Origin of the sequence: Azotobacter chroococcum (assembly GCF_004339665.1) — a bacterium.
Lineage (GTDB): Bacteria > Pseudomonadota > Gammaproteobacteria > Pseudomonadales > Pseudomonadaceae > Azotobacter > Azotobacter chroococcum.
In genome coordinates, this window is record NZ_SMMU01000092.1 from 1 (window position 1) to 1627 (window position 1627).

1 protein-coding gene is annotated in these 1627 nt (G+C 66.7%); it reads left to right on the top strand.

All coding sequences use genetic code 11. The annotated features are described in order from the left end of the window. Position 1 precedes the first annotated feature (1 nt). On the top strand, positions 2-1627 hold the full coding sequence (locus EV691_RS23160) for an NADP-dependent glyceraldehyde-3-phosphate dehydrogenase (RefSeq protein ID WP_131302833.1): 1626 nt from the start codon (positions 2-4) through the stop codon (positions 1625-1627).

Sequence of the window (1627 nt, forward strand, 5' to 3'; positions counted from 1 at the left end):
CATGAGCACCGAGAGCCGTCTGCAAAACCTTTTCCCCACTGCCGCCGAGATTCCCGAGCAGTACCGCCTGGGCGCGCCGATCGAGCAGCGCGAGTACCTGATCGACGGCAAGCTGTGCCGCTGGGAAGGCCCGCTGGCCACCGTGCGCAGCCCCATCCACCTGAAAACCGACCAGGGTGACCAGCAGGTCATCCTCGGCAGCACCCCGCTGCTCGATGCCGAGGCCGCGCTGACCGCGCTGGACGCCGCGGTCAAGGCCTACGACAACGGCCAGGGCCTGTGGCCGAGCATGCCGGTGGCCGAACGCATCCAGCACGTCGAGACCTTCCTCGCCCGCATGCGCGAGCAGCGCGAGCTGGTGGTCAAGCTCCTCATGTGGGAGATCGGCAAGAACCTCAAGGACTCCGAGAAGGAGTTCGACCGCACCTGCGACTACATCGTCGACACCATCCAGGAACTCAAGGAGCTGGACCGCCGCTCCAGCCGCTTCGAGCTGGAGCAGGGCACCCTCGGCCAGATCCGCCGCGTGCCGCTGGGCGTGGCGCTGTGCATGGGCCCCTACAACTACCCGCTGAACGAGACCTTCACCACCCTGATCCCGGCGCTGATCATGGGCAACACCGTGGTGTTCAAGCCGGCCAAGTTCGGCGTGCTCTTGATCCGCCCGCTGCTGGAAGCCTTCCGCGACAGCTTCCCGGCCGGGGTGATCAACATCATCTACGGCCGCGGCCGCGAGACCGTCAGCGCGCTGATGGAAACCGGCAAGATCGACGTGTTCGCCTTCATCGGCACCAACAAGGGCGCCAGCGACCTGAAGAAGCTGCACCCGCGCCCGCACCGCCTGCGCGCCGCGCTGGGCCTGGACGCCAAGAACCCCGGCATCGTCCTGCCGCAGGTGGACCTGGACAACGCGGTCAGCGAGGCGATCACCGGCGCCTTGTCGTTCAACGGCCAGCGCTGCACGGCGCTGAAGATCCTCTTCGTCCACGAAGAGGTGGTCGATGCGTTCCTCGAGAAGTTCAACGCCAAGCTCGCCGCGCTGAAGCCGGGCATGCCCTGGGAGCCGGGCGTGGCGCTGACCCCGCTGCCCGAGCCGGGCAAGAGCGACTTCCTCAAGACCCTGGTGGCCGATGCCCAGGCCAAGGGCGCGCGGATCGCCAACCCGGGCGGCGGCGAGGCGCGCGAGACGTTCTTCTACCCGGCGGTGCTCTACCCGGTGAGCGCACAGATGCGCGTCTACCAGGAAGAGCAGTTCGGTCCGCTGGTGCCGGTGGTGCCCTACCGCGACCTGCAAACGGTGATCGACTACGTGCGCGAGTCGGACTTCGGCCAGCAGCTCTCCATCTTCGGCAACGATCCCAAGCAGGTCGGCAAGCTGGTCGACGCCTTCGCCAACCAGGTCGGGCGGATCAACATCAACGCCCAGTGCCAGCGCGGCCCGGACAGCTTCCCGTTCAACGGCCGCAAGAACTCGGCGGAAGGCACCCTGTCGGTGTACGACGCGCTGCGGGTGTTCTCGATCCGCACCCTGGTGGCGACCAAGTTCCAGGACGACAACAAGCAGCTGATCAGCGAGATCATCCGCAACCGCGAGTCGAGCTTCCTGACCACCGACTACATCTTCTGA